A 22,583-nucleotide genomic window follows, 5' to 3' on the forward strand; every position below is an offset into this window, starting at 1 on the left:
GGCGCCCATGCCCTCAGGTCCATGGAAGTCAACTGAACGTGACACCCCGGAGAGTCTTCAATGAGCAGTGTTGTTGCCATCGTCAAAAGCATTGTTGGTCAGGTATTCGTGGTGTCCCCAGAGGGCGTACGCCGCGTACTCGTTGAAGGCGATCGCCTGTTTGTCGGCGACCAGATCGACACCGGCCTCTCCGGCGCCGTATCGCTTGAATTGGCCGATGGCCGCACCCTCGATCTGGGCCGCGAAACCCAGTGGAGCGCCAACGCGCCCGACTCCAGCACTGACCTCGCTGAAGCCACCGCGCAGGCTGCGCCGTCTGTAGCAGAACTGCAGCAAGCCATCGCCGCCGGTGTCGACCCGACTACCGCGCTTGACGCCACGGCTGCCGGCCCGAGTGCCGCAGGTACTGGCGGCGCGGCCGGTGGCGGCCACAGCTTCGTGATGCTCGACGCCATCGCTGGCCGCGTCGACCCGACCATTGGCTTCCCGACCGCAGGCATCAACTCTGCCGGTCAGGCCGCGCAAAACATCACCGGCGGGCAGACCACCGATACCACCACCAACGCCCTGCGTGAGTCGACCCTGAGCCTCAGCGCCACGCCGACCATCACCGAAGCCGGCGGCGTGCTGGTGTATACCGCGACCCTGACCCAGGCGCCGCTGACCGACCTGACAATCACCCTGTCCAACGGCGCGGTGATCGTGATTCCGGCCGGTTCCACCACCGGCACCGTCAATGTGCCGCTGGCACCCAACGACACTGTTTATAACGACCCGACCCAGATCAACGTGACCGTCACCGGCACCACGGGCGGCAACGGCATCACCGTGACCCCGCCGACTGTTCCGGCGACGACGCAGGTCACCGACACCATCGACACCACCACTGTCACTTTGACGGCAGGGCCGAGTGTCACTGAAGGCGGGCAGATCACTTACACCGCGACCTTGACCAACCCGGCGCAGACGCCGGTGACCGTCACCCTGTCGAATGGCTCGACCATTACCATCGGCGCCGGCCAGACCACCGGCACCGTCAACGTGCCAACCCCGGCCAACGACGTCTATAACAACGGCAGCACCGTCACCACCACCATCACTGGTACCAGCGGCGGCAACTTCGAAAACCTGGTGCCGAACCCGACGCCAGCGGTGACCACCATCACCGACTCGATCGACACCACCAACCTGACCCTGACCGCCACCGGCACAGTGGTCGAGGGTGGCCAGATCACTTACACCGCGACGCTGACCAACCCGGCGCAAACCCCGGTGACCGTGACCCTGTCGAACGGTTCGACCATCACCATTGAAGCCGGCAAGACCAGCGGCAGCGTCAACGTGCCGACCGTAGCGAACGACGTCTACAACAATGGTGGAACCGTCAGCACCACGATTACCGGCGCCAGCGGTGGCAACTTCGAGAACCTGGTACCGAACACGACGCCAGCGACCACCACTGTTACCGATTCGATCGACACCACCAGCGTGAGCCTCACCGCTACCGGCACGGTCGTCGAAGGTGGCCAGATCACGTACACCGCGACCCTGACCAACCCGGCGCAAACGCCGGTGACGATCACCCTGTCGAACGGTTCGACCATCACCATTGAAGCCGGCAAAACCACGGGCTCGGTCAACGTGCCGACTGCGGCCAATGACGTCTACAACAATGGCAGCACCGTCAGCACGACGATTACCGGTACCAGCGGCGGCAACTTCGAAAACCTGGTGCCGAACACCACGCCGGCGACCACGACCATTACCGACTCGATCGACGATACCAACCTGTCGCTGACAGCGACCGGGGCCGTGGCCGAAGGTGGTTCGATCGTTTACACGGCAACCCTGACCAATCCTGCCGGCACACCGGTAACCGTGACCCTGAGCAACGGCTCGGTGATCACCATCGATGCGGGCAAGACCACCGGCAGCGTGACCGTTGCGGCGCCTGCCGATGACGTCTACAAAGACGCCGGCAAAGTTGAAGTCACCATTAAGGATGCAACGGGCGGCAACTTCGAGAATCTGGTACCGAGCACCGTTCCAGCCGTGACCGAAGTCACCGATACCATCGACACCTCGACCGTGAAGCTGACGGCTGACTCCTCGGTTGCTGAAGGCGGCACGGTCACTTACACCGCCACAGTGGGCGCGCCGGTGACCGGTTCGCCTGTTGTGGTGACATTGGCCAACGGCCAGAGCATCACCATCGAAGTCGGCAAAACCACCGGCACCGTCACCAGCACCGCGCCGAATGACGCGCTGACCGGCAATGCACCGCTGACCAACTCGATCACTGGCGTTACCGGCGGTAATTACGAAGATCTGGTTGCCGACAAAACCCCGGTATCGACTACCGTGACTGACGTCACCGACAACACTAACCTGTCGCTGAGCGCGACCGGTTCTGTGGCTGAAGGCGGTCAGATCACTTACACCGCGACCCTGACCAACGCCGCAGGTTCGCCTGTCACCGTAACCCTGTCGAACGGTTCGGTGATCACCATCGAAGCCGGCAAAACCACCGGCACCGTGACCGTTGCGGCACCTGCCGATGACGTCTATAAGGACGCCGGCAAAGTCGAAGTGACCATCAAAGACGCCACTGGCGGTAACTTCGAGAATCTCGTTCCGAGCACCGTTCCAGCCGTCACCGATGTGACCGATACCGTCGACACCACCACCGTCAAACTGACCGCCACTGAGTCTGCAGCTGAAGGCGGCACCGTCACCTACACCGCCACAGTTGGCGCTCCCGTGACCGGTTCGCCTGTCGTCGTGACCTTGGCCAATGGTCAGAACATCACCATCGAAGTGGGTAAAACCACCGGCACTGTGACCACCACTGCACCGAATGATGCGTTGACCGGCCACGCGCCGATCACCAACGCGATCACTGGCGTGAGCGGCGGCAACTACGAAGACCTCGTTGCCGATAAAACCCCGGTCAGCACCACTGTCACCGACACCACTGACACCACCGATCTGACGCTGAGCGCGACAGGGACCGTGGCTGAAGGTGGCCAGATCACTTACACCGCGACCCTGACCAACGCTGCTGGCTCGCCAGTCACGGTGACCCTGTCGAACGGTTCGGTGATCACCATCGAGGCCGGTAAAACCACCGGCACCGTGACCGTCGCTGCACCGGCCGATGACGTCTACAAAGACGCCGGCAAAGTCGAAGTGACCATTAAAGATGCCACTGGCGGTAACTTCGAGAATCTGGTGCCAAGCACCGTTCCAGCCGTCACCGACGTCACTGACACCATCGACACCTCGACGGTCAAACTGACCGCCTCCGAGACTGCCGCTGAAGGTGGCACCGTTACATACACCGCTACCGTGGGTGCGCCGGTCACCGGTTCGCCAGTTGTCGTGACTTTGGCTAATGGCCAGAACATCACCATCGAAGTGGGTAAAACCACCGGCACCGTGACCACTACCGCGCCAAACGATGCGCTGAACGGCCATACGCCGCTGACCAACTCGATCACCGGCGTGACCGGCGGCAATTACGAGAATCTCGTCGCCGAAAAGACGCCAGTCAGCACTACCGTGACTGACGTAACCGACACCACCAACCTGACGCTGAGCGCCACCGGTTCCGTGGCCGAAGGCGGTTCGATCGTTTACACCGCGACCCTGACCAACCCGGCCGGCACGCCAGTGACCGTAACCCTTTCGAACGGTGCAGTGATCACCATCGAAGCCGGTAAAACCGCCGGCACCGTCACCGTTGCAGCACCTGCCGATGACGTCTACAAAGACGCCGGCAAAGTCGAAGTGACCATCAAGGACGCTACCGGCGGCAACTTCGAGAACCTGGTACCAAGCACCGTTCCAGCGGTGACCGACGTCACTGACACCATCGACACCTCGACGGTGAAACTCACCGCCACCGAGACCGCTGCTGAAGGCGGCACCGTCACCTACACCGCGACCGTCGGCGCACCAGTCACCGGTTCGCCTGTCGTGGTGACCCTGGCCAACGGCCAGAACATCACCATCGAAGTCGGCAAAACCACCGGCACCGTCACTACCACTGCACCGAACGACGTGCTCGCGGGCCATGCACCGCTGACCAACTCGATCACCAACGTCAGCGGCGGCAACTACGAAAATCTGGTTGCCGACAAAACCCCGGTCAGCACCACAGTGACCGACACCGTCGACACCACCACCGTTTCGCTGACCGCCACCGGCAACGTCAACGAAGGCGGTTCGATCGTCTACACCGCGACGCTGACCAACCCGGCCGGCACTCCGGTAACCGTGACCCTGAGCAATGGCTCGGTCATCACCATCGAAGCCGGTAAAACCACGGGCACCGTGACCGTCGCAGCACCGGCCGATGACGTCTACAAAGATGCCGGCAAAGTCGAAGTGACCATCAAGGGCACCGACGGCGGCAATTTCGAAAATCTGGTGGCCAATCCGACACCAGCGGTGACCAACGTCGCCGACACGATCAACACCACGCACCTGACCCTCAGCGCTGAAAGCTATGTGCTCGAAGGCACCTCGATCACTTACACCGCGACCCTGACCAACGCCGCGCAAACGCCGGTGACCGTCAACCTGAGCAACGGCCAGACCATCACCATCGAGGCTGGCAAAACCAGCGGTTCGGTGACTATCGCCGCGCCGAGCGATGACGTTTACAAAGATGTCAGCAAGCTCACCGTGACCATGACCGACGCCACTGGCGGCAACTTCGAGAAGCTTGATGTCAGCAAGACCCCGGTCAGCACCACCGTCAATGACACCGTCGACAAAACCACGCTGACCCTCAGCGCCAGCGACACCGTCAGCGAAGGTGGCCAGATCACCTACACCGCGACCCTGAGCAACCCGGCCGGCACCGCCATGACCGTGACCTTGGCCAACGGCGCGGTGATCAACATCGCTGCCGGTGCGACCAGCGGCTCGGTGAATTTCGCCGCGCCTGCGAATACTCCGTACATCGACGGCGGCAAGGTACAGACTGCGATTGCCAGCCACAGCGGCGGCAATTTCGAGCTGGTCGATGCCAACCGCTCGGCGGTGGTCACCACCGTTACCGACACGGTCGACACCACCAATATCAGCCTGAGCGCCACCGGTTCGGTCGCCGAGGGCGGCTCGATCGTCTACACCGCAACGCTGACCAACCCGGCCGGCACGGCCATGAGCGTGACCCTGAGCAATGGCGCAGTAATCAACATCGCCAAGGGCGCGACCACCGGCACCGCGACCGTCGCAGCACCGGCCGATGACGTCTACAAGGACGCCGGCAAGGTCGATGCGAGCATCACCAAGACCACGGGCGGCAACTTCGAGAACCTGGTGGTCGACAAGACCCCGGCCGTTACCGACGTTACCGACACCATCGACAACAGCACCGTTTCGCTGACGGCCACCGCCAGCACCACTGAAGGCGGCGTGGTGGTTTACACCGCGTCCGTGACCGCGCCGGTCACCGGCGCGCCAGTTGTGGTGACCCTGTCCAACGGCCAGACCATCACCATCCCGGTCGGCGCCAGCAGCGGCAGCGTCAACTTCACCGCACCAAACGATGCATTGGCCGGCGGCAACACGCTGAGCGTGAAAATCGACGGCGCCAGCGGCGGCAACTACGAAAATCTCGTGGCCGACAAGACCCCGGCCGTGACGTCGGTGAGCGACACCATCGACACCACCAACCTGTCGCTGACCGCGACCGGCACCGTGGCTGAAGGCGGTTCGATTGTTTACACCGCAACCCTGACCAACCCGGCTGGCACGCCAGTGACCGTGACATTGAGCAACGGTTCGGTCATCACTATCGAAGCGGGCAAGACCACGGGCACCGTGACCGTTGCGGCGCCTGCCGATGACGTCTACAAGGACGCTGGCAAAGTCGAAGTCACGATCAAAGACGCCACTGGTGGCAATTTCGAGAACCTCGTTCCGAGCACCACGCCAGCGGTCACCAACGTTACCGACACCATCGATACCTCGACCGTCAAACTGACGGCCGACACTACTGTGGCTGAAGGCGGCACCGTTACTTACACCGCTACAGTCGGCGCGCCGGTCACCGGCTCGCCAGTCGTCGTGACCTTGGCCAATGGTCAGAGCATCACCATCGAAGTCGGCAAGACCACCGGCACCGTGACCACCACCGCGCCCAACGACGCGCTGAACGGTCAGGCATCACTGAGCAACTCGATCACTGGCGTCAGCGGCGGCAACTACGAGAACCTCGTGGCCGACAAGACACCGGTTTCGACCGGCGTCACCGATACCGTCGACACCACCAACCTGTCCCTCAGCGCCACCAACTCGGTCGCCGAGGGCGGTTCGATCATCTACACCGCGACCCTGACCAATCCGGCCGGCACGCCGGTGACCGTGACCCTGTCGAACGGCGCGGTGATCACCATTGAAGCGGGCAAGACCACCGGCACCGTGACCGTTGCGGCGCCAGCCGATGACGTCTACAAGGACGCCGGTAAAGTCGAAGTGACCATCAAGGACGCTACCGGCGGTAACTTCGAGAGCCTGGTGCCAAGCACCGTTCCAGCCGTAACGGAAGTCACTGACACCATCGACACCACCACCGTGAAGTTGACCGCTACCGAGTCGGCTGCCGAAGGTGGCACCGTCACCTATACCGCCACTGTCGGCGCGCCGGTCACTGGTGCGCCGGTCGTCGTGACTTTGGCCAACGGCCAGAACATCACCATCGAAGTCGGCAAAACCACCGGCACCGTGACTACCACTGCACCGAACGACGCGTTGACCGGCCATGTGCCGATCAGCAATGCGATCACCGGCGTCAGCGGTGGCAACTACGAAAACCTCGTGGCCGACAAGACGCCGGTTTCGACCACCGTCACCGATACCGTCGACACCACCAACCTGTCGCTGACCGCGACTGGCACTGTGGCCGAGGGCGGTTCGATCGTTTACACCGCAACGCTGACCAACCCGGCTGGCACGCCGGTGACCGTGACCCTGTCGAACGGCGCGGTGATCACCATCGAGGCCGGCAAGACCACCGGCACCGTGACCGTTGCGGCGCCAGCCGATGACGTCTACAAGGACGCCGGTAAAGTCGAAGTGACCATCAAGGACACGACTGGCGGCAACTTCGAGAACCTCGTTCCGAGCACCACGCCTGCGGTCACTGACGTCACTGACACCATCGACACCTCGACGGTCAAACTGACCGCCACCGAATCTGCCGCTGAAGGTGGCACCGTCACCTACACCGCGACTGTCGGCGCGCCAGTCACCGGTTCGCCGGTCGTCGTGACCCTGGCCAACGGTCAGAACATCACCATCGAAGTGGGTAAAACCACCGGCACCGTGACCACCAGCGCGCCAAACGATGCGTTGACCGGGCATGCACCGCTGACCAACTCGATCACTGCTGTAACCGGTGGCAACTACGAGAACCTCGTCGCCGATAAAACCCCGGTCAGCACCACCGTGACCGATATCGTCGACACCACCAATCTGTCGCTGAGCGCGACCGGCTCGGTGAACGAAGGCGGCCAGATCACCTACACCGCGACGCTGACCAACGCTGCTGGCTCGCCAGTCACTGTGACCCTGAGCAACGGCGCGGTGATCACCATCGAAGCGGGCAAAACCACCGGCACCGTGACCATCGACGCACCGAAAGACGACGTCTACAAAGACGCCGGCACCGTTGAAGCGACCATCAAGGGCGCGACCGGTGGCGATTTCGAAAGCCTCGTCACCAACACAGCGCCGGCCGTCACTACCGTCAATGACACCATCGACACCTCCACCGTGTCGCTGACCGCCACCGCCAACGTCGCCGAAGGCGAAACCGTGGTCTACACCGCGACCGTCACTGCGCCAGTGACCGGCGCGCCGGTTGTCGTGACCCTGTCCAACGGCCAGACCATCACCATCGCCGTCGGTGAAACCACCGGCACGGTGAACTACGTTGCGCCGAACAGCCCATTGGCGGGCGGCAGTTCGCTGAGCGTGACCATCGATGGCGCCACTGGCGGCAACTACGAAAAACTCGCGGTCGACGGCAAGTCCGCCGACACTGCGGTTTCCGACACCACTGACACTACCAACCTGAACCTGACCGCGACCGAGTCGGTGGCTGAAGGCGGTTCGATCGTTTACACCGCGACCCTGACCAACCCAGCCGGCACGCCGGTGACCGTGACCCTGTCGAACGGCGCGGTGATCACCATCGAGGCCGGCAAGACCACCGGCACCGTGACCGTTGCGGCGCCAGCCGATGACGTCTACAAGGACGCCGGCAAAGTCGAAGCGACCATTGCAACCGCTACCGGTGGCAATTTCGAGAACCTGGTGCCGAGCACCGTTCCAGCCGTGACCAACGTCACCGACACCATCGACACCACCACCGTCAAACTCACCGCGACCGAGTCGGCGGCTGAGGGCGGCACCGTTACTTACACCGCGACGGTGGGCGCGCCAGTGACCGGTTCGCCAGTTGTGGTGACCTTGGCCAACGGCCAGAACATCACCATCGAAGTCGGCAAAACCACCGGCACCGTGACCACCACTGCTCCGAACGACGCGTTGACCGGCCATGCGCCGATCAGCAATGCGATTACCGGCGTCAGCGGCGGCAATTACGAGAACCTGGTAGCGGACAAGACCCCGGTTTCGACCAACGTCACCGACACCGTCGATACCACCAATCTGTCGCTGACCGCGACCGGTTCCGTGGCCGAAGGTGGCTCGATCGTTTACACCGCAACACTGACCAACCCGGCCGGCACGCCGGTGACCGTGACCCTGAGCAATGGCTCGGTGATCACTATCGAAGCGGGCAAGACCACCGGCACCGTGACCGTTGCGGCGCCAGCCGATGACGTCTACAAGGACGCCGGCAAAGTCGAAGTGACCATCAAGGACGCCACGGGCGGCAATTTCGAGAACCTCGTTCCGAGCACCACACCTGCGGTCACTGACGTCACTGACACCATCGATACCTCGACGGTCAAACTGACCGCCACCGAGTCTGCCGCTGAAGGCGGCACCGTCACTTACACCGCAACTGTCGGCGCGCCGGTGACCGGTTCGCCAGTTGTGGTGACTTTGGCCAACGGCCAGAACATCACCATCGAAGTCGGCAAAACCACCGGCACCGTGACCACCATTGCACCGAACGATGCGTTGACCGGGCATGCGCCACTGACCAACGCCATCACTGACGTCAGCGGCGGCAACTACGAAAACCTCGTGGCCGATAAAACCCCGGTCAGCACCAACGTGACCGACACCGTCGACACCACCAATCTGTCGCTGACCGCGACCGGTTCCGTGGCCGAAGGTGGCTCGATCATCTACACCGCGACCCTGACCAATGCCGCTGGCTCGCCAGTCACCGTGACGTTGAGCAACGGCGCGGTGATCACCATCGAAGCCGGCAAGACCACGGGCACCGTGTCTGTTCCAGCGCCAGCCGATGACGTCTACAAGGACGCGGGTAAAGTCCAGGCAACGATTTCGACCGCGACCGGCGGCAACTTCGAAAGCCTGGTGCCGAGCACAGTTCCTGCGGTCACGCAGGTCACCGATACCATCGACACTTCGACGGTCAAACTGACCGCCGACACTTCGGTGGCTGAAGGTGGCACGGTCACCTACACCGCGACTGTTGGCGCTCCAGTCACCGGTTCGCCGGTCACTGTGACCCTGGCCAACGGTCAGAACATCACCATCGAAGTCGGCAAAACCACCGGCACCGTAACCTTCACCGCACCAAACGATGCGTTGACCGGTCACGCGCCTGTGACCAACTCGATCACCGGCGTCACTGGCGGCAACTACGAAAACCTCGTGGCCGACAAGACACCGGTTTCGACCAGCGTCACTGATACCGTCGACACCACCAACCTGACGCTGTCGGCAACTGGCACCGTCGCCGAAGGTGGCCAGATCACCTACACCGCGACCCTGACCAACGCCGCTGGCTCGCCAGTCACTGTGACCCTGAGCAATGGCTCGGTGATCACCATCGAAGCTGGCAAAACCACCGGCACCGTGACCGTTGCAGCCCCTGCCGACGACGTCTACAAAGACGCCGGCAAAGTCGAAGTGACGATCAAGAACGCCACGGGCGGCAACTTCGAGAACCTCGTTCCGAGCACCACGCCTGCGGTCACCGACGTTACCGATACCATCGACACCTCGACGGTCAAACTGACCGCCGACACTTCGGTGGCTGAAGGCGGCACGGTCACCTACACCGCGACTGTTGGCGCGCCAGTCACCGGTTCGCCGGTCACCGTGACTTTGGCCAACGGTCAGCACATCACCATCGAAGTCGGCAAAACAACCGGCACCGTGACCACTATCGCACCGAACGATGCACTGACCGGTCATGCACCGATCAGCAACGCGATCACTGGCGTCACTGGTGGCAACTACGAAAACCTCGTCGCCGATAAAACCCCGGTCAGCACCAACGTGACCGACACCGTCGACACCACCAATCTGTCGCTGACCGCGACCGGTACCGTGGCCGAGGGCGGTTCGATCATCTACACCGCGACACTGACAAACGCCGCTGGCTCGCCAGTCACCGTGACCCTGTCGAATGGCGCCGTAATCACCATCGAGGCCGGTAAAACCACGGGCACCGTAACCGTCGCCGCTCCGGCCGATGACGTTTACAAAGACGCGGGCAAAGTCGAAGCGACCATTTCGACTGCTACTGGCGGCAACTTCGAGAGCCTGGTGCCGAGCACTGTTCCGGCTGTCACTCAAGTCACTGACACCATCGACACCACCACCGTCAAACTGACAGCGACTGAATCGGCAGCGGAAGGTGGCACCGTCACCTACACCGCGACTGTTGGCGCACCAGTGACCGGTTCGCCAGTTGTGGTGACCCTGGCCAACGGTCAGAACATCACCATCGAAGTCGGCAAAACCACCGGCACCGTGACCACCATCGCACCGAACGACGCATTGACCGGTCATGCACCGATCAGCAACGCGATCACTGGTGTCACTGGTGGCAACTACGAAAATCTCGTGGCTGACAAAACCCCGGTCAGCACCAATGTGACCGACACCGTCGACACCACCAACCTGTCGCTGACCGCGACCGGTTCCGTGGCCGAAGGTGGCCAGATCACCTACACCGCGACACTGACCAATGCCGCTGGCTCGCCAGTCACCGTGACCCTGTCGAATGGCGCCGTAATCACCATCGAGGCCGGTAAAACCACGGGCACCGTAACCGTCGCCGCTCCGGCCGATGACGTTTACAAAGACGCCGGCAAAGTCGAAGCGACCATTTCGACTGCTACTGGCGGCAACTTCGAGAACCTGGTGCCGAGCACTGTTCCGGCTGTCACTCAAGTCACTGACACCATCGACACCACCACCGTCAAACTGACAGCGACTGAATCGGCAGCGGAAGGTGGCACCGTCACCTACACCGCGACTGTCGGCGCTCCGGTGACCGGTTCGCCGGTCGTCGTGACCCTGGCCAACGGTCAGAACATCACCATCGAAGTCGGCAAAACAACCGGCACCGTGACCACCATCGCGCCGAACGATGCATTGACCGGTCATGCACCGATCAGCAACGCGATTACGGGTGTCACTGGCGGCAATTACGAAAATCTCGTGGCTGACAAAACTCCGGTCAGCACCAATGTGACCGACACGGTCGACACCACCAACCTGTCGCTGACCGCGACCGGTTCCGTGGCCGAGGGCGGTTCGATCGTTTACACCGCGACCCTGACCAATGCTGCTGGCTCGCCAGTCACCGTGACCCTGTCGAACGGTGCCGTCATCACCATCGACGCGGGCAAAACCACAGGCACTGTGACCGTCTCGGCCCCGGCTGACGACGTCTACAAAGACGCGGGCAACGTTCAAGCAACGATCAAGACCGCCACCGGCGGCAACTTCGAGAACCTGGTGCCAAGCACGACTCCGGCCGTGACCAGCGTCACCGATACCATCGACACCACCACTGTCAAACTCACTGCGACCACCACCGCAGCCGAGGGTGGCACCGTCACTTACACCGCGACTGTTGGTGCGCCAGTGACCGGTTCGCCGGTCGTCGTGACACTGTCGAACGGTCAGAACATCACCATCGAAGTGGGTAAAACCACCGGCACGGTCACTACCACCGCGCCAAACGACGTGTTGACGGGTCATGCTCCGCTGACCAACTCGATCACTGGCGTGACCGGTGGCAACTACGAAAATCTGGTTGCCGATAAAACGCCGGTCAGCACCAATGTGACCGACACGGTCGACACCACCAACCTGTCGCTGACCGCGACCGGTTCCGTGGCCGAGGGCGGTTCGATCGTTTACACCGCGACCCTGACCAATGCTGCTGGCTCGCCAGTCACCGTGACCCTGTCGAACGGTGCCGTCATCACCATCGACGCGGGCAAAACTACCGGCACCGTGACCGTTGCAGCGCCAGCCGACGACGTTTACAAAGACGCCGGCAACGTTCAAGCAACAATCAAGACCGCCACCGGCGGCAGCTTCGAAAGCCTGGTGACCAGCACTGCGCCAGCCATCACCAGCGTCACCGACACCATCGATACCACGACGGTGAAACTGACCGCGACAGGCACGGCGGCTGAAGGCGGCAACGTCGTCTACACAGCGACTGTCGGTGCCCCGGTGACCGGCTCGCCGGTTGTCGTGACACTGTCGAACGGTCAGACCATCACCATCGGTGTTGGCCAGACCACCGGCACCGCAACCACCACGGCGCCAAACGACGCATTGACTGGCCACGCTCCGTTGACCAATGCCATCACCAACGTCAGCGGCGGCAACTACGAGAATCTCGTCGCCGACAAGACGCCGGTCAGCACCACCGTCACCGATACCATCGACACCACTAATCTGACTCTCAGCGCGACAGGCACCGTGGCCGAGGGCGGTTCGATCGTCTACACCGCGACATTGACCAACGCCGCTGGCTCGCCAGTCACCGTGACCTTGTCGAACGGCGCAGTGATCACCATCGAGGCCGGCAAAACCACCGGCACCGTGACTGTTGCAGCGCCAGCCGACGACGTCTACAAAGATGCCGGCCCTGTGCAGGCAACGATCAGCACCGCCACCGGTGGCAACTTCGAAAACCTGGTGCCGAGCACGACGCCGGCCATCACCAGCGTCACCGACACCATCGACACCACCAGCGTGAAGTTGACGGCAACGGCTACAGCGGCAGAGGGCGGTAACGTCGTCTACACCGCCACCGTTGGTGCGCCTGTTACTGGCTCGCCGGTCGTCGTGACACTGTCGAACGGTCAGACCATCACCATTGGTGTTGGCCAGACCACCGGCACCGTGACCACCACCGCGCCAAATGACGCATTGACCGGTCATGCACCACTGACCAACTCGATCACCAACGTAACGGGCGGCAACTACGAAAACCTCGTGGCCGACAAGACCCCGGTCAGCACCACGGTGACCGACACCATCGACACTACCAACCTGTCGCTCTCTGCGACCGGCACCGTGGCCGAAGGTGGCCAGATCACCTACACCGCGACCCTGACCAACGCCGCCGGCTCGCCAGTGACCGTGACGTTGAGCAATGGTGCGGTAATCACCATCGACGCCGGCAAAACCACTGGCACCGTGACCGTTGCAGCTCCGGCCGACGACGTCTACAAAGACGCCGGCAATGTGCAAGCCACGATTAAAACCGCCACCGGTGGCAGTTTCGAAAACCTGGTGACCAGCACAACGCCTGCCGTGACCAGCGTCACCGACACGATCGACACCACCACGGTGAAACTGACCGCAACCGGCACCGCAGCTGAAGGCGGTAACGTCGTCTACACCGCCACAGTCGGTGCAGCTGTGACCGGCGCGCCGGTTGTCGTGACCCTGTCGAACGGTCAAACCATCACCATCGACATCGGCAAAACCACTGGCACCGTGACTAGCATCGCACCGAACGATGCGCTGACTGGCCACGCACCACTGACCAACGCGATCACCAATGTCAGCGGCGGTAACTACGAAAACCTGGTCGCCGACAAAACCCCGGTCAGCACTACCGTGACCGACACCGTCGACACCACCAACCTGACGCTGTCCGCGACCGGCACCGTGGCCGAAGGTGGCCAGATCACCTACACCGCAACCCTGACCAACGCCGCTGGCTCGCCAGTGACCGTGACCCTGAGCAACGGCTCGGTGATCACCATCGACGCCGGCAAAACCACCGGCACCGTCACGGTTGCGGCACCGGCTGACGACGTCTACAAAGACGCCGGCACCGTTCAAGCCACGATCAGCAACGCAACGGGCGGCAGCTTCGAAAACCTGGTGACCAGCAACACACCAGCCGTGACCAACGTCACCGACACCATCGACACCACGACTGTCAGCATCACCGGCAGCACCTCGGTGACCGAAGGCCAGACCGCCAGCTACACCGTCAGCCTGAACCACCCGGCGCAAACCGAAGTGACCCTGAAAATCGTCTACAGCGGCACCGCCGCCGACGGTTCGGACTTCACCGGTGTGTACACCGTGAAGATCCCGGCAGGTGCGAGCAGTGCGCAGTTCAACGTCGCCACCATCGATGACAAGATCACCGAAGGCACCGAGAACTTCGTGGTCAAGATCGATTCGGCCACCGGCGGCAACTTTGAGAATCTCGCGGTCAGCGCCACCAACGGCAGCGTCAGCACCTCGATCATCGACAACGACGCACCGCCGGTCATCGACCTCGACGCCAACAACTCCAGCGGCGCCACCGGTGCCGACTACAAGGTGACTTTCACCGAAAACACTCCGGGCGCGGGCGTGTCGATTGCCGACACCGATATCAAGATCACCGACCCGGACAGCACCATGCTGACCGGCGCCACTGTAGTGCTGACCAACCGTCAGGACGGCGATGCGCTGAACCTGGGCAACAGCGTCAACGGCATCACCATCAATGCCAACAGCACCAACGGCACCGTGACCCTGACCTTGTCGGGCAACGCGACGCTGGCCGACTACATGCAGGCGATCAAGAACATCAGCTTCACCAACAGCAGTGAAGACCCGAGCACCGTGCCGCGCATCATTACCGTCACCGTGACCGATGGCGGCAACTACTCCAACACCGCGACCACCACGGTCAACGTGGTGGCGATCAACGATGCGCCGATCGCCGCACCGGTCAACGTCACCGGCACTGAAGACACGCCGCTGATCCTCGGCTGGTCGACCTTCGGTGTGACGGATGTCGACAGCCCGGCGAGCAGCCTCGGGGTGAAAATCACCCAGCTGCCGGGCGAAGGCAAACTGCAGTATCTGGACGGTTCGACCTGGAAAGACGTCGCCAACAACCAGACCTTCAGCAAAGCCGATATCGACGCTGGCAAGCTGCGCTTCCTGCCGGATACCAACGAATCGGGTGTGAACGGTTACGGCGGCACTGGTCTGGGCAACAATCAGGCGGACTACGCGCAGATCAAGTTCCAGCCAACCGACGGCCAACTGCTGGGCAACACCGGCACGGTGAAAATCGACATCACGCCAGTCGCGGATGCGCCAACCGTCAGCGTCGCCGACAACAGCGTGAAGTCCACCGGGCTGATCAAGGAAGTCTGGACCGGTCTGTCGGGCCTTGGCACCGACGGCAGCGGTGCGAATTCGACCACCCTGAAAAACGTCATCGACGGTGCGGGCACACCGAACACCAGCACCAACGTCAACAACGTGCAGTCCGACGGCAGCGTGACCGCCGGCACCGCGTCGAAGACTTCCGGCCTGATCTATCTGGAAGCCGGCAAGACCTACACTTTCAGTGGTGTCGGCGATGACAGCCTGCTGGTGACCATTGGCGGCAAGAGCGTGGCCTCGACCACGTGGGGCGCGGGCGGCAACCTCAACGGTTCGTTCACCCCGACCACCAGCGGCTACTACACCCTGGACATCTACCACCACAACCAGAGCGGCCCGGGCAGCTACGACGTCAACCTGTCGGTCAACGGCAGCACGCCGATCGACCTGAGCAGCACTGGCGTGCCGATCTACACCGGCGTGCAGGATCTGGTGAACTCCGGCGTGACCGTTTCCGATCTGCACGGCACCAATGGCGAAGGCTATTACGACGGCTACAAACTCAACACCGGCGCCGAAGGCACCACCGTCAAGCTGTCGGCGATCACTACCGCACTGACCGACACCGACGGTTCGGAAACCCTGAGCGTGAAGATCAGCGGCGCGCCGGTCGGTTCGGTGCTCAGCGATGGCGCCGGCCATAGCTTCACCGTCACCGCCACCAGCGGCGATGCCAACGTCACCGGCTGGAACCTCGGCAGCCTGACCGTGACGCCTCCGCCGTACTACAACGGCCAGTTCAACCTGACTGTGACCTCGACCTCCACCGAGCAGGTCGGCGGTTCGGCGAGCAGCACCGCGACCATTCCGGTCAGCGTGGTGCCGGCGGTTTACAACGCGATCGTGGCAACCTCGGCTGACGACACCGTCACTGGCACCGATGGCAACGACATCATCGTCGCCGACATCGGTGGTCTGACGGTGGTCCCGGGCACCAACTACAACATCGCCTTCATGGTCGACAGCTCCGGCAGTATGAGCAGTTCCTCGATCAACTCGGCCAAGGACTCGCTGACAGCGGTGTTCAACACCCTCAAGCAGAGCTTGGGCGGCAGCAACTCGGGCACGGTGAACATCTTCCTGGTGGACTTCGATACCCAGGTCAACAAGTCGGTGTCGGTGAATCTCAACGACCCGAACGCGCTGACCCTGCTCAAATCCGTCCTCGACTCGATGAGTTCCGGTGGCGGCACCAACTACGAGGACGTGTTCAAGACCACGGCCAACTGGTTCCAGAGCGCCGACGCTGTGGCGAACACTGGGGCGAAGAACCTCACGTACTTCATCACCGACGGCCAGCCGACCTACTACCAGAGCGGCGAGCAGACCAACCCGACGCTGTACGGCAGCGTGAAGTTCGACAGCGTGGTGACGACCAGCAATTACAAGCTGGGCGATACGTTCGCCACTTACATCGACAACACGCACTACCTGACCATCAGTGCCGCCGGTGCTGCTGTTCTGCAGACGTATAAAAACGGCAGCTGGAACTGGAGCAGTCTGGGTACCGTACACGCTCAGGGCGACGGCACTTACGAGCTGTCGAGCCTGGCAGGCAGCGGTAGCAGCACCACCTCGACCACCACCGACAACTCGACCAGCAGCTTCACGTTGCTCAGCGGTCTGTCGAACGTCGAAGCCATCGGTCTCAACAGTGGTGTCAGCCTCAACGATCTGAAACCGTACGATTCGGACAAAACCCCGCAGACCAACATCGATCCGAAGGATCTGGCCAACTCGATCATCGGTCACACCGAAGCGACGCTGCCGGGTAACGACACCGTCAGCGGTGGCGACGGCAACGACATCCTGTTCGGCGATCTGGTCAGCTTCAACGGCATCGCCGGCGAGGGTTATCAGGCGATGCAGGCGTTCGTTGCGCAGCAGACCGGTGTCGACGTCAGCAAAGTCACCACCAGCAACGTGCACCAGTACATTACCGAGCACTATCAGGCGTTCGATGTGTCCGGCGCGCATGACGGTAATGACACGCTGCTCGGCGGCGCGGGCAATGACATCCTCTTCGGCTCGGGCGGCAACGATCTGCTCGACGGCGGCAAAGGCAATGACATCCTGCTCGGCGGTACCGGTAACGACACGCTGATCGGCGGTCAGGGCAACGACATCCTGATCGGTGGTTCCGGCGCCGACACCTTCGTCTGGAAGGCGGGCGACACCGGCAACGACGTGATCAAGGACTTCAAGGCCAGCGAAGGTGACCGCATCGATCTGCGCGATCTGTTGCAGGGCGAGACCGGCAGCACCATCGACAACTTCCTGAAGATCACCACGGTCGATGGCACGTCGTCGCTGCAAGTCAGCTCGGCGGGCAAGTTCAACTCGGCCGACGCCGCTGCGGCCACCCCGGACGTGACGATCAAACTGGAAGGCAACAACTGGTCGAGTGCCAACATTCACAACCTGATTGCCGGTAGCGACCCGACCATCAAGGTCGACCACAACAACAGCTGATGCGTGAACAAAACGGCCGCCCTCATGGGGCGGCCGTCACGTTTGTGCTGTCCGGACCGGTGACGATTGCGTCGCCGCACCGCATACTCGCGCGCAGTTGGCTATGCTGCTGACAGCATGACGCTGGTTCATTTCTGAGGGATGCTCAATGTTTTACGTGCAACGCGATGCGCAAGGCCAGTTGATTCGCGTGGAAGCCGCGGCCTACGCCGAGGCCACGGAAACGCTGCCCGCCGACCACCACGAAATCCAGGCGTGGTACGCCAACGAAGCCGTGGAAAACAGCCTCAAACAGCTCAAGCAGAGCGACTTTGAGATGATTCGGGTACTCGACGACCTGATTCAGGTGTTGACCCAGAAAGGCGTGATTCGCGTCACCGACCTGCCGCCGGCGGCGCAGGCCAAACTGATGGACCGGACCCAGGCGCGTGAAGCGTTGGGCGGCTTGAGCCAGTTGATCGATGAAGATGAAAGCGGGTTGATCTGATCCGCTCAGAATCAAAAGCCCCTCACCCCAGCCCTCTCCCGGAGGGAGAGGGAGCCGATCAAGTTGTGTGGCGCTATACATCGACCTGAAAAACCGGGTCGATTATGGATTCAAGACAAATCGCTCACGTCGGCGTACTTCCCGAATATCCCCCAATCAGTCCCCTCTCCCTCTGGGAGAGGGCTAGGGTGAGGGTTGCTTTTGCGATGACTCACCGCCAGGGCTTGGGCTCACCCAACAACTGTCCCTGAACCCCATACAAGCCCATCTCGCGAATCACCGACAACTCCCCCTGCGTCTCGACCCGCTCGGCAATCAGCGGCAGATCAATGCTGTGCGCCGCACGCTGGATCGCTTCGATGAACAGGCGTTTGTCGCTCTCCTGATCGATCGCACGAATGTAGCTGCCATCGATCTTCAAGTACGCCAGCCCCAGCCGTGCCAGATTGCCGATCATGCTGAAGCGGCCGCCAAAACGTTGCAGGCTGAGGGAGAAGCCGAGTTCGCGCAGACGTCGGGTCAACTGCTCCAGCACCGCTTGCTCGGGCAATTGCTCCTCGCCGATCTCAAGGGTCAGTCGCGCGCCGAGGTTGGAATGCGCCCGGAGAATTTCGAAGACTTTGTTCAACGCCTGCGGATCGCCCAGGGTCGCCGAAGACAGGTTCAGCGCCAGCGACTCTTCATGCCCTTTCATCTGCTCCAGCACACGTTCGAGCATCAGCCGATCGAGCCGCGCGGTCCAGCCGAAGCGCTCCAGCCACGGCAGGAAGCGCCCGGCCGGAATGGTCTGGCCCTGTTCGTCGAGCAAGCGCGAGAGCACTTTGTAGTGCAGCACCAGTTGCGTGTCCTGCGCCGCTACCACCGGTTGGAAATACAACTCGAAACGCTGCTGACTCAAGGCCTGGTCAAGCAAGCGATGCCAAGCATGGTGATCGTCACCGACATCGGCATTCAGGCTCTGATCGATGCACGCCCAGCTCTGCTCACCCTGCCCCTCAGCCTGCGCCAGCGCCTGATCGCCAAGGCTGAGCACCGCTTGCGGCGAGTCGCCGTGAGCGAACGGCGCGAGACCGATCGACGCCACCGCCGGCACATCGGTAGCCCCCGTGGCGTGCAGGCTGCTCAGGGCGTTGTCGAGATTCTGCGCCAGTTGCAGCGCCTCCTCACGTACCAGTCCCGGCGCCAACACGGCGAATTCACCGCCACGAATACGCGTGACGAGGTTCTGCGTTTCCGGGTACTTGGCGCATTCGCGAGACAGTTGCTCACCGACCGCTTTCAACAGTTCATCGGTGCGCTGCCCACCGAGGCGCTGGTTGAGCCCGGCCAGATCCTTCACCCGCAACAGCAACAGATAACCGGAGCTGGCCTGCTCCGGGTTACTCACCCGGTTGTTCAGTTGCATCTCGAAATAGCGCCGGTTAGCCAACCCCGTCAGGTTGTCCTGATACGACTCGGCGCGCAGTTTTTCACTGCGCTCGGCCTGCTCCTGAAACAGCGCCTTGAGCTTCTCGACCATCTGATTCATCGCCTGTACGACGCGACGCAATTCAGGCGTGCGCGGCAGTTCAGGCAAGCTGAGAAACTCGCGGCGGGCAATCGCGTGGGATTGCTGGACCATGTAGTCCAGCGGCTTCAACTGCCGGCGCAGCAGCAGCGCCCCGAGCACCGCACTCACCGCGCCGCAGATCAGCAGCCAGCCGAGACTGCCCAGTGCGCTTTGCCACAACTTTGCCACGGCGAACATCGGGTGGCTGACCACCTCGACCCTTGCAGCCTGCTCCCAGCCACGGCTGACCAGCGCATCGCCACCGGCCGGTTCCAGGCCGATCAGGTTGACGAACCACTGCGGCACGTTGCTCACCACCGGACTGCCGCTGCGTTCGACGATGGTCTGGTCGGTCTTCAGATCGACCACGCGGATGCTCGCGTAGTAACCGCTGTCGAAAATCGAACTGACCAGCAACTCGACCATTGCCGGGTCATCGATATTCGGCGTCAACGACAACGCCAGCGCCGTCGCGGCGTCCTGGGCGTGGGAGCGCAACTGGTTGACGTACTGGGTGCGCGAGCTTTCCAGGCTGACCATGAAGCTGCCAGTGAAGGCAACCACGAGGAACAGGCAGATAGCGATCAACAGCTGTTTGAACAAAGACATCTGAGCGCATGCTCCTAGTTAGTCGTCTCGACCGGAAAACCTTCGGCCTGCATTTTCTTCAACACATCCTGCCAGCGCGACAGGCGTTTGGTGTCACCGACCTTTTTATTGCCCTTGGCCCCGGGCAGATACAGTCCTTCAGCATTGAAAGAGTAGACCGGCAGCAAATCGGTTCGCTGCGACGCCGGCTGGATCGGGTCGATCAGGCTGTCGAGCACCAGCGGCATCGCATCGGGGGTGGCATAGTAAGTCAGCACCATGTGCGCGCGGTTCTGGCGCAGTGCCTTGACGTAGGTGATGCGCAGCTTGTCACTGGACACCCCGAGATGGCGCAGGCTGAAATACTTGGCGATCGCGTAGTCTTCGCAGTCGCCGGCGCCCTTCCACAGTGCTTCGATCGGCGTTTCCCAATAATCGACCTCGTGCCACAGATCGATGTCCTCGACGTAGCGCACCTGCTTGTTGAAAAACAGGTTCACCACTTTGAGCTTTTCCATCTCGCTGGCCTGCTGCTGGGTGGCCAGCAGATTCTGCCAGGCATCGATGCGTTGCTGCCCGGCGCCCAGCGGTCCGTAGAGTGCGGTGGCTTTGCGGCTGATCGCGGAAAAATCCCAATCGGCATGCAGACCGCCCAGCATGACGCCGGCCAGCAGCAGTGCGCAGCCGAGCCAGCGCAGAGTCCGGGGGATCGCGAAACGTACCGCCACAGCAGGTTTCCAGGAGGCAGGATAGAAAGCGTTTGATGGTGAAGCTTAGCCGGCTAAAAAACAATGGCACCATGAGATCATCGCGACCGCGCTAAACTGCAAATGTAACGGAGTTCTTCTACACGGTTTGACAACCTGTAGAGCAATCACTAGTGTCATTTGGATCCAAATTCAGCCGACAACAGGGTGCGTAGTCGTGACACAGAAGCCCAAACCGCTGCACAGCATCAAAGTCGATGGGCCGATCCCTGCGCATCTCGCCCGTTCGGTCATTGAGGAAACCCTGCGCGCCGCCATCCTTGATGGGCGCTTGCCTTGCGGTACGGCCCTGCGCCAGCAGGATCTGGCCGATCTGTTCGGGGTCAGCCGCATGCCGGTGCGCGAAGCCTTGCGCCAGCTCGAAGCGCAAGAGCTGCTCAGCGTTACCGCGCACAAGGGCGCAGTGGTTGCACCTTTGATTCAGGGCGATGCGACCGAAACCTATGAACTGCGAATTCTGCTCGAGACCGAAGCTCTGCGGCAGTCGATACCGTTGCTGACCAGTGCCGACCACGAACGCGCCGCTGCTTATATCGAAGAGCTGGAGCGCCAGCACGACTACAGTGAAATCGGCCGGCTCAACCGCCTGTTTCACATGGCCCTTTACAGCAAGGCGCCTAACCGGCGCCTGTTAAGGCTGGTCGAAGACGGGCTTAACGAAGAAGAACGCTTCCTGCGTTTCAATCTCGAAGCCATGGGCCTGGGCAAGCTGTCTCAGGACGACCACCGGGCGATGCTGCAAGCGGCAATCGCCGGTGATATCGAAGGCTCGGTGAAGCTGCTGGTGAATCACCTTAATCGCGGTGTCGATGTCATTACACGCTTCCTTGCCAGCCCCGCCAGCCAAAGCCGCAAAACCTCACGCTGAGCCCGTCGCTACCGACGAATCACCCGCTTACAAATCCCTCGACCGATCCACCACGAAAGCCAGTGGCGGATTGGCGCGCCCGCTCTAACCTTCCTGCGCCGCTCAGTCCGATTTCGCCCTCCGCGATCACCAATCGGTAATAGCCGTGGCGGCAATTTACCCGCACTCTTGATCCGCCAACCCAATAAAGAACGGGCGACGCACCGCCTCGTCGGCGCAGTCCCCGCA

The 22,583-nt window shown here is 62.0% G+C and carries 5 protein-coding genes; 3 read left to right on the top strand and 2 right to left on the bottom strand.

What is annotated here, in order from left to right; translation table 11 throughout:
• Positions 1-60 precede the first annotated feature (60 nt).
• Together QOL84_RS18670 and QOL84_RS18675 are read left to right on the top strand one after the other, a co-directional pair.
• Positions 61-18,096, top strand: a complete 18,036-nt coding sequence (locus QOL84_RS18670) for an immunoglobulin-like domain-containing protein (protein WP_283438148.1) — start codon at positions 61-63, stop codon at positions 18,094-18,096.
• Positions 18,097-18,244: 148 nt separating this feature from the next.
• Positions 18,245-18,583, top strand: a complete 339-nt coding sequence (locus tag QOL84_RS18675; protein WP_129387275.1) for a tryptophan synthase subunit beta — start codon at positions 18,245-18,247, stop codon at positions 18,581-18,583.
• Between the two features lie 211 nt (positions 18,584-18,794).
• On the opposite strand, the gene lapD is transcribed toward QOL84_RS18675, so the two are convergent.
• Together lapD and lapG are read right to left on the bottom strand one after the other, a co-directional pair.
• Positions 18,795-20,741 carry a cyclic di-GMP receptor LapD gene (gene lapD / locus QOL84_RS18680; RefSeq protein ID WP_283438149.1) on the bottom strand — a complete coding sequence of 649 codons (1,947 nt, stop codon included), beginning with the start codon at positions 20,739-20,741 and terminating at the stop codon, positions 18,795-18,797.
• Positions 20,742-20,755: 14 nt separating this feature from the next.
• A complete protein-coding gene (gene lapG / locus QOL84_RS18685) occupies positions 20,756-21,448 on the bottom strand; it encodes a cysteine protease LapG (protein WP_129387269.1) in 693 nt (230 codons plus the stop codon).
• A gap of 196 nt (positions 21,449-21,644) precedes the next feature.
• On the opposite strand from lapG, the gene QOL84_RS18690 reads away from it, so the two are divergent.
• The gene (locus tag QOL84_RS18690; protein ID WP_283438150.1) at positions 21,645-22,355 is read left to right on the top strand and encodes a GntR family transcriptional regulator; all 711 of its coding nucleotides are present in this window, start codon (positions 21,645-21,647) and stop codon (positions 22,353-22,355) included.
• Positions 22,356-22,583: the final 228 nt, after the last annotated feature.

It is taken from the genome of Pseudomonas helmanticensis (assembly GCF_900182985.1).
Lineage (GTDB): Bacteria > Pseudomonadota > Gammaproteobacteria > Pseudomonadales > Pseudomonadaceae > Aquipseudomonas > Aquipseudomonas helmanticensis.

Coding starts and splice junctions, on each gene's coding strand:
- lapD (WP_283438149.1), bottom strand. CDS start 20,741: ATGTCTTTGTTCAAACAGCTGTTGATCGCTATCTGCCTGTTCCTCGTG.
- QOL84_RS18675 (WP_129387275.1), top strand. CDS start 18,245: ATGTTTTACGTGCAACGCGATGCGCAAGGCCAGTTGATTCGCGTGGAA.
- QOL84_RS18670 (WP_283438148.1), top strand. CDS start 61: ATGAGCAGTGTTGTTGCCATCGTCAAAAGCATTGTTGGTCAGGTATTC.